Raw genomic sequence first — 7,522 nt, 5'->3', positions numbered from 1 at the left:
CGCCTGGGGCGCCTCGCGCGGGCCGCCGGGGTTGCGGCCGCCGGGCCGATCACTGGCGTCGTGCCAGCGGTCGTGGTCGTTCTCCTGCGCCAGGGCCGCAGGCGCGGCCTGGGCCATCAGCACCAGCGCCAGGGCGCCGCTCATCACCGTCTTCATCTTCGTTCCCGCTGAGCCGCCTTACGGCCCTGTTCGTCCCATGCGTTCACGATTGCGCCGGTCAAGCTGAACCCTGCTTGAACGGATCGTCTCGGACGGCGACATAGCGGACGGGTCTTGCAAGGAGTTCGCCGTGGTCGCCCAGCCCATCGACGTCATCAGCTTCTGGCGCCACGCCGGGCCGTCCAAGTGGTTCTCGGGACAGCGGGCCTTCGACGACCTGATCCAGCTGAAGTTCGAGGCCCTGCACCACAATGTCGCCCGCGGGCGCTATGACGCCTGGACGGAGACGCCGGACGGCTGCCTGGCCCTGCTCATCGTCCTCGACCAGTTCCCGCGCAATCTATACCGCGGCAACGCCCACGCCTTCGCCACCGACGGCATGGCGCTCCGGATCGCCCGCCAGGCTGTGGCGCGCGGCTTCGACCAGCAGGTGGACGAGGACCTGCGGGCCTTCATGTACCTGCCCTTCGAGCACGCCGAGGACATGGCCTGCCAGGACGAGGCGGTGGCCCTGTTCACCGCCCTGGGAAACGAGAACTACCTGAAGTTCGCCAACATCCACCGCGAGGTGATCGCCCAGTTCGGCCGCTTCCCCCACCGCAACCCGGCGCTGGGCCGGGAGACCACGTCGGAGGAGCAGGCCTTCCTCGACGAGGGCGGCTTCGCCGGCTGATCCCGATCAGGACTGGCCCTGTTCGCTGTCCTCGGCCGGCGCCGACGCCGCCTTCACCGGCATCATCATGCAGGTCACCTTCGGGATCTTGGAGTTCTCGATGGTCTTCTTGACGCACACCCGCTTCATCTCGGGCTTGGCCGCGGGCGCGGTGGCCACGGCGTCAACGGGCGGAACAGCAGCGGCGCCTTCGGCCAGGGCCAGCAGACCAGCGGCGAGGAGCGACACGAACATGGGGGAGGTCCTTGGTCGGTTGAACGATAGCGGCGTTATCCGACCGCTTGTCGCCGCCGAGTAGGCCGGGATCGCCCTCACCTGCGCACAATTTCCGCGCCGCACAATTTTTGGGCGCCGCCGCCGCGCCAATTCGCCCACAGTTGAGTCGCGCCGGATCGGCGACTCGTCTCCTGGCCTGGGCCATACTTTTCGGAGCGAATCAGTTGCCGAGGGCTCGACATGAACGCGCACGTCGCCGTCCTGACCCGAGAGCCCGCGCCCCAGGCGGGGCCGGACCATCCTGAGCGTCAGTACCTGAACCTGCTGGCCGACATCCTGGACAACGGCGTCCAGCGCGGCGACCGTACCGGCACCGGCACCCTGGGCGTCTTCGGCCGCCAGATGCGCTTCGACCTGCAGGCGGGCTTCCCCCTGCTGACCACCAAGAAACTGCACCGCAAGTCGATCATCCTGGAGCTGCTCTGGTTCCTGCGCGGCGACACCAATGTGAAGTGGCTGCAGGAGCGTGGCGTCAGCATCTGGGACGAATGGGCCGACGAAACCGGCGAACTGGGGCCCGTCTACGGCAAGCAATGGCGTTCCTGGACCGCCCCGGACGGCCGGGTCATCGACCAGATCGCCAACCTGGTCCACGGCCTGAAGACCAATCCGGAAAGCCGCCGCCACATCGTCTCGGCCTGGAACCCGGCCGAGGTTGAGGATATGGCCCTGCCGCCCTGCCACTGCCTGTTCCAGTTCTTCGTCGCGGACGGCAAGCTCTCCTGCCAGCTCTACCAGCGCTCGGCCGACGTGTTCCTGGGCGTGCCCTTCAACATCGCCTCCTACGCCCTGCTGACGATGATGGTGGCCAAGGTGGTGGGTCTTGAGCCCGGCGAGTTCGTTCACACCCTCGGCGACGCCCACCTCTACCTGAACCACCTGGACCAGGCCCGCGAACAGCTGACCCGCGAGCCCCTGCCCCTGCCGGTCATGGAAATCGCCGACCGCGACGACCTGTTCGCGTTCGACTATGAGGACTTCAAGCTCCGTGGCTACCAGGCCCACGACAAGATCGCCGCGCCCATCGCGGTGTGAACCCCAAGGCGTCATCCCGGTTTTCGCGCAGCGAAAGACCGGGACCCATAGACACCGATCCTTCCGGGCAGCCCCGCGTATATGGGTCCCGGACAAGCCGCTGGCGCGGCTTTCCGGGATGACACGGATATCACTGGCTCAACTGGTGTAACCTCCCCCCATGACCACCCCCATCCTCACCGCCGGCCCCATCGCCCGGGCCCGCAACGGCGTCATCGGCCGCGACGGCGGCCTGCCCTGGCGGCTGAAGACCGATCTCGCCAACTTCCGGGCCGTGACCATGGGCAAGCCGGTGATCATGGGCCGCAAGACCTGGGACAGCCTGCCCAAGAAGCCCCTGGTTGGCCGCACCAACATCGTGCTCACCCGCGACGGCTCCTTCGAGGCCAAGGGCTGCGTGGTCTGCGACGACTTCACTGACGCGGTCTCCATCGCCAAGGAGCAGGCCGAGGACGATGGCGTGGACGAGGTCTGCGTGATCGGCGGCGTGTCCCTGTTCGAGCTCGCCCTGCCCCGCGCCCGGCGGATCTATCTCACCGAAGTCCACGCCGACATCGAGGGCGACGTCACCCTGAACGGCTTCGACGAGAGCAAGTGGGTCGAGGTCCGGTCCCAGGACTATCCCGCCGGCGAAGGCGACGACCACCCCTTCACGATCCGGGTCCTGGAGCGGCGCTGACGACGCCAACAAACCGCTTGTCTCCCCAGGGGCGCCCTGCGCCATAGTGCCCGCCAACCAAGACATAAGCGGGAGAGACACGCGCCATGGACTTCGAACTCGTCGCCGAGGGATTTGAGTTCCCGGAGGGCCCCATCGCCATGAACGATGGCTCGGTGATCCTCACCGAGATCAAGGCTCAGCGCCTGACCCGCGTCTATCCCGACGGCCGCAAGGAGACCGTTGTGAACACCGGCGGCGGCCCGAACGGCGCGGCCATCGGTCCGGACGGCGCCATCTACATCACCAACAACGGCGGCTCCTTCGAGTGGCTGGATAATGGCGGCCTGACCATCCCCGGCCCCACCCCGCCCAGCCACACTGGCGGGATGATCCAGCGCTATGACCTGAAGACCGGCGAGCTCACCACCCTCTACGATTCCTGCGACGGCAAGCGGCTGATCGGCCCCAATGACATCGTCTTCGACAAGTCCGGCGGCTTCTGGTTCACCGACCACGGCTGCTCGACGCCGGAGGGCAAGAAGTTCGGCGCGCTCTACTACGCCAAGATCGACGGCTCCCATATCTCGCGCCAGCGCGACCACATCATCTCGCCCAACGGCGTCGGCCTCTCGCCGGATGAGAAGGTGGTCTATGTCGCCGACACCAATCTCGGCCGCCTCTGGGCCTTCGACGTGGAGTCCACGGGCGTGCTCTCCCCGCCGCCCGGCTTCGCGCCGGGCCGGGTGATCGCCAACATGCCGGGCTACCAGCTGTTCGACAGCCTGGCGGTTGAGGCCGACGGCAAGGTCTGCGTCGCCACCATCATCAATGGCGGCATCACCGCCATCGATCCGGACGGCAGCCACGAACACTTCGCCTTCCCCGACCTGATCGTCACCAACATCTGCTTCGGCGGCGCCGACATGACCACCGCCTGGGTCACGGCCTCGGCAACCGGCAAGCTGTTCAAGGCCAAGTGGCCCCGCCCGGGCCTCAAGCTCAACTTCAACGCCTGAGGACGCGGCGGCTTGACCTCAATCAAGCCGCCCGCTCCACGCGTCTCTAGGCTGGCGGCCTCATCTCGACGGGGCCGCCATGTCCACCATCGTCCTGCACACCGACGCCCGCAGCCCCTACGGCTGGGCCTGCGCCCTGATCGCCGACGAGAAGGGTGTGCCCTTTGAGATCGTCGGTGTCGACGTCGCCTCGCCGGCCCACCGCCGGCTGCACCCCTTCGGCAAGATGCCGGTGCTGCAGCATGGCGAGGTCATCGTCTACGAGGCCCTGGCCATCGCCCACTATATCGACCGCGCCTTCGCCGGCCCGGTGCTGCAGCCCCTGGATCCCCTGAACCAGGCGCGCATGCTCACCGCCATGAGCGTGGTCAGCGCCTACTGCTTCCCGACCATGAACGGCCTGATCAAGGAGCGGACAGCCGGCCTGTGGCGCGACACCCCCACGGACCCGGCGGTGGTGGAGAGCTTTGTCGCGCCCCTGACCCTGCAGCTTGAGATCTTCGAAGAGAGCCTGTCGCGGCATCCCTTCCTGGTCGGCGAGCATCTGAGCCTGGCCGACCTCTTCCTGCTGCCGCACCTGCATCTGGCCTCGGCGACGCCGGAGGGGGCCACCGCCCTTGGTCACGCGCCGTCGACCGCGGCCTGGCTGGCGCACATGCGCGCGCGGCCCAGCTTCGACCGCACCAACCCCTATTCCACCGTCTAGACGTCGCCGAGCAGGGCGCGGCGGCGCGCCAGGCTGTCCTGCGGCCACTGGGTCGCCATGTCGTAATAGACCTCGAACGCCGGCGCGCCGCTCACCTCAACCCAGGGCAGCTTGCTGCGCGTGAAGATGTGCGCGTCGGGCCTCAGGGCCGTCGGATCGTCCAGGGTCGCGACGCGCACGAAGCTCATCACCTTGCGCCGCCCATAGTCGGACCACAGGGTGGTTCCGCAGGCCGCGCAACGCCAGACATCATGCGGCCGGCCTGAATCGGTGGGCATGCAATAGCTCATCATCTCGCCCTCGACCTCGATCCGGTCGGTCTCGATCATGGCGTTGATGGCGAAGGCCCCGCCGGTCTGCCGCTGACAATCGCGGCAATGGCAGCAATTGACGAACATCGGCGCCGTCCGCAGCCGATAGCGCACCGCGCCGCAGGCGCATCCCCCGTCGAACATGCCGATCTCCCTTCACCCCTCCCCGCGGGGCGCCTATGGTCACCCTCGGCTTGGGGGAGTGACATGGGCGAGCGCCGGTTTCTAGGGGGCATTGAGGCCCTGCGCGCCTATGCGGCCGTAGCCATCATCCTCTACCACGTCATCTGGATCGCCGGCTTCGATCCGCCCCAGGCCCTGATGGTGATCAAACGCCACGCCGCCATCGGCGTGCCCTTGTTCTTCGCCGTCAGCGCCTTCAGCCTGGCCTATGGCTATGAGGACCGCCTGAGCGGCGAAGGGGCGGTGCGGGACTTCTATCTGCGCCGCCTGTTCCGTATCGCTCCGCTCTACTACGCCTCATGTCTGGCCCGGATCGCCGTGGTGCTCGGACCCGGCTGGGCCATCAGCCATCCGCTCGACCTCGCCCTGGCCGCGACCTTCACCTTCAACCTCTCCCCGGCCCATGTAGAAGGCATTGCGCTGGCCTCCTGGTCCATCGGGGTCGAGATGCTGTTCTACCTGGTCTTTCCAGCGGTCATCGCACTGGCCCGCGACCTCGTCTCGGCCCTGCGCCTGACCCTGGCGGCCGGTGTCGTCGCCTGGCTGTTCGCCCTGAAGACCGGCGAGATCAGCGGGTTCGTCCAGCACAGCATCCTGTTCAACCTGCCCTATTTCGGCGCCGGCCTCGTCGCCTACCGCCTGTTCCAGCTGCGGCGGGATCTGCCCTTCTGGCCCCTGGCCGGGTTCACCCTGGGCTCGGCCCTGTTCCTGATGTGGCTGGTCAATCCCTGGGCGGTCGCCCTCACCCGGGCCGGCGACGCCGCCGTCTATCAGCTCTGGTGGACCATCCCGATCGCCGCCGCCTGCCTGGCCATGGCGTCAAACCCGTCGGCGCTGGTCAGCAATCCCGTCACCCGCTGGCTGGGTAAGGTGAGCTTCAGCCTCTACCTCGCGCACCCCTATGTGATCCCGGTGCTCAACCGCAGCGGCGTCTACGCCGCGATCCGCGACCTGCCCGGCGGCGCGGGCGTGACCTTCATCGCGGCCAGCCTGGCGACCATCGCGGCCACCGCCCTGGTGTCCTGGCCGCTCTACGCCTTCATCGAGCAGCCGGGCCAGGACTTCGGCCGGCGCTACATTCAGGGGCTGCGCGCCCGCCAGGCGGCGGACGCGCAGCCCCGAACGGCCTAGCTCAAGGTCGCGAGCGCCTTGAGGTCGTAGTTCATCAGTTCGTCGTTGCGGCCTTCCTTGACCTTCAGCACCCAGTTGGGGTCCTGCAGCAGGGCGCGGCCCACGGCCACCAGGTCGAACTCGCCCCGGTCCATGCGCTTGATCAGCTCGTCCAGCGAGGCCGGGGTCGAGGCTTCCCCGCCCCAGGCCGCGATGAACTCGCCGGTCAGCCCCACCGAGCCGACGCTGATGGTCGGAACCCCGGTCAGCTTCTTGGCCCAGCCGGCGAAGTTCAGGTCAGAGCCCTCGAACTCCGGCTCCCAGAACCGGCGCTGCGAGCAGTGCAGGATGTCGGCGCCGGCGTCGGTCAGGGTGGTCAGCCAGGCTTCCATCTCCTTCGGCGTCTTGGCCAGCTTGACCTCATAGTCCTGCTGCTTCCACTGGCTGATGCGGATGATCACCGGATAGTCCGGGCCCACCGCCTGGCGCACGGCCTTCAGGATGTCGGCGGCGAAGCGCGCCCGGCCCGGCAGGCCCTTGGAGCCATAGGCGTCCTCACGGACATTGGTGCCCTCCCAGAAGAACTGGTCGATCAGGTAGCCGTGGGCGCCGTGCAGCTCGATGGTCTCGAAGCCCAGCTGCTTGGCGGCGAGCGCCGCGTCGGCGAAGGCCTGGATGGCGTCGGCAACCTCTTCCTCGGTCATCGGCTTGCCGAATTCCTTGCCCGGGCGGGTCAGGCCCGAGGGGCTGTCATAGGTCTCGGGCGTGGCGAACTCCGGATCGCGCGAGCGCACCGCGCCCACGTGCCACAGCTGGGGCGCCATGGCGCCGCCGGCCTCGTGGACGGCCTCGATCACCCGCTTCCAGCCGGCCAGTTCCTTCTCGCCATGGAAGCGCGGCACGTTCTTGTCGTTCAGCGAGGCGGGGCGGTTGACCCCCGTGCCTTCCGAGACGATCAGGCCCACCTCGGCCGCGGCCCGGCGCTTGTAGTACTGCGCCACCTCCTCGGTGGGCACGCCGCCCGGCGAGAACGACCGGGTCATCGGCGCCATCACGAAGCGGTTCTTGAGGTTCAGGCCCTTGAACGAGAAGGGCTGGAAGAGGACGTCGGCGGCCATGCGGGCTCCCAATTCAAACGAGCGTTCGAACTTTACTTAAGAGCACGCCCTTGTCCCGGCGTCAGGTCAGAAATTCTGGACGGCCAATCACCCCCGCCTCGCCAGCGGCGAGGCCCGATTGGGACACCAAGGACACAAAGGAAGCGAAGGACACGAAGAGGGGGCCTTCTGCATGGCCTGACCAGGTCCAGATCGCGCGCAGAGCGCGCCTTCGTGTGCTTCCCTTCCTTTGTGGTCTTTGTGTCCTTCTTGCTGAGCCCGCCCCGGCCCCTGC

Annotated in this window: 9 protein-coding genes; 6 read left to right on the top strand and 3 right to left on the bottom strand. The window is 67.8% G+C overall.

Going from position 1 to position 7,522, the window contains the following annotated elements:
• Positions 1-289: 289 nt before the first annotated feature.
• Entirely contained in the window at positions 290-832 is a 543-nt protein-coding gene (locus ACFQ27_RS05065) for a DUF924 family protein (protein ID WP_377352840.1), read from the top strand.
• 6 nt (positions 833-838) lie between these two features.
• On the opposite strand, the gene ACFQ27_RS05060 is transcribed toward ACFQ27_RS05065, so the two are convergent.
• Complete coding sequence (locus tag ACFQ27_RS05060) at positions 839-1,066, bottom strand: hypothetical protein (RefSeq protein ID WP_374345078.1); 228 nt, start codon at positions 1,064-1,066, stop codon at positions 839-841.
• Between the two features lie 222 nt (positions 1,067-1,288).
• Here ACFQ27_RS05060 and ACFQ27_RS05055 point away from each other — a divergent pair, with 222 nt between their 5' ends.
• From ACFQ27_RS05055 to ACFQ27_RS05040, 4 genes are all read left to right on the top strand, one after another.
• A complete protein-coding gene (locus ACFQ27_RS05055; protein WP_377352839.1) occupies positions 1,289-2,143 on the top strand; it encodes a thymidylate synthase in 855 nt (284 codons plus the stop codon).
• A gap of 160 nt (positions 2,144-2,303) precedes the next feature.
• Entirely contained in the window at positions 2,304-2,822 is a 519-nt protein-coding gene (locus ACFQ27_RS05050) for a dihydrofolate reductase (protein WP_377352838.1), read from the top strand.
• Positions 2,823-2,908: 86 nt separating this feature from the next.
• Positions 2,909-3,820 carry an SMP-30/gluconolactonase/LRE family protein gene (locus ACFQ27_RS05045; RefSeq protein ID WP_377352837.1) on the top strand — a complete coding sequence of 304 codons (912 nt, stop codon included), beginning with the start codon at positions 2,909-2,911 and terminating at the stop codon, positions 3,818-3,820.
• A 79-nt stretch (positions 3,821-3,899) separates the two neighbouring features.
• A complete protein-coding gene (locus ACFQ27_RS05040; protein WP_377352836.1) occupies positions 3,900-4,526 on the top strand; it encodes a glutathione S-transferase family protein in 627 nt (208 codons plus the stop codon).
• Here ACFQ27_RS05040 and ACFQ27_RS05035 read toward each other — a convergent pair.
• Positions 4,523-4,981, bottom strand: a complete 459-nt coding sequence (locus ACFQ27_RS05035) for a GFA family protein (protein ID WP_377352835.1) — start codon at positions 4,979-4,981, stop codon at positions 4,523-4,525. The two genes, ACFQ27_RS05040 and ACFQ27_RS05035, sit on opposite strands and share 4 nt — an antisense overlap.
• Positions 4,982-5,044: 63 nt before the next feature.
• Between ACFQ27_RS05035 and ACFQ27_RS05030 the strand changes: the two genes are divergently transcribed.
• Positions 5,045-6,151: an acyltransferase family protein gene (locus ACFQ27_RS05030; RefSeq protein ID WP_377352834.1), complete on the top strand. Its 1,107-nt coding sequence runs from the start codon at positions 5,045-5,047 to the stop codon at positions 6,149-6,151.
• Here the strand turns inward: ACFQ27_RS05030 and ACFQ27_RS05025 are convergent.
• Positions 6,148-7,248 (bottom strand): NADH:flavin oxidoreductase, encoded by a 1,101-nt coding sequence (locus tag ACFQ27_RS05025; protein WP_374345085.1) that lies wholly within the window; start codon positions 7,246-7,248, stop codon positions 6,148-6,150. The genes ACFQ27_RS05030 and ACFQ27_RS05025 overlap by 4 nt on opposite strands.
• Positions 7,249-7,522 lie beyond the last annotated feature (274 nt).

Source organism: Phenylobacterium conjunctum (genome assembly GCF_042679085.1).
GTDB classification, from domain to species: domain Bacteria; phylum Pseudomonadota; class Alphaproteobacteria; order Caulobacterales; family Caulobacteraceae; genus Phenylobacterium; species Phenylobacterium conjunctum.
Note: the sequence above shows the minus strand (reverse complement) of the source record. Positions and strands in the feature narration are given on the sequence as shown.

Coding starts and splice junctions, on each gene's coding strand:
- ACFQ27_RS05030 (WP_377352834.1), top strand. CDS start 5,045: ATGGGCGAGCGCCGGTTTCTAGGGGGCATTGAGGCCCTGCGCGCCTAT.
- ACFQ27_RS05025 (WP_374345085.1), bottom strand. CDS start 7,248: ATGGCCGCCGACGTCCTCTTCCAGCCCTTCTCGTTCAAGGGCCTGAAC.
- ACFQ27_RS05060 (WP_374345078.1), bottom strand. CDS start 1,066: ATGTTCGTGTCGCTCCTCGCCGCTGGTCTGCTGGCCCTGGCCGAAGGC.
- ACFQ27_RS05050 (WP_377352838.1), top strand. CDS start 2,304: ATGACCACCCCCATCCTCACCGCCGGCCCCATCGCCCGGGCCCGCAAC.
- ACFQ27_RS05035 (WP_377352835.1), bottom strand. CDS start 4,981: ATGTTCGACGGGGGATGCGCCTGCGGCGCGGTGCGCTATCGGCTGCGG.
- ACFQ27_RS05040 (WP_377352836.1), top strand. CDS start 3,900: ATGTCCACCATCGTCCTGCACACCGACGCCCGCAGCCCCTACGGCTGG.
- ACFQ27_RS05045 (WP_377352837.1), top strand. CDS start 2,909: ATGGACTTCGAACTCGTCGCCGAGGGATTTGAGTTCCCGGAGGGCCCC.
- ACFQ27_RS05055 (WP_377352839.1), top strand. CDS start 1,289: ATGAACGCGCACGTCGCCGTCCTGACCCGAGAGCCCGCGCCCCAGGCG.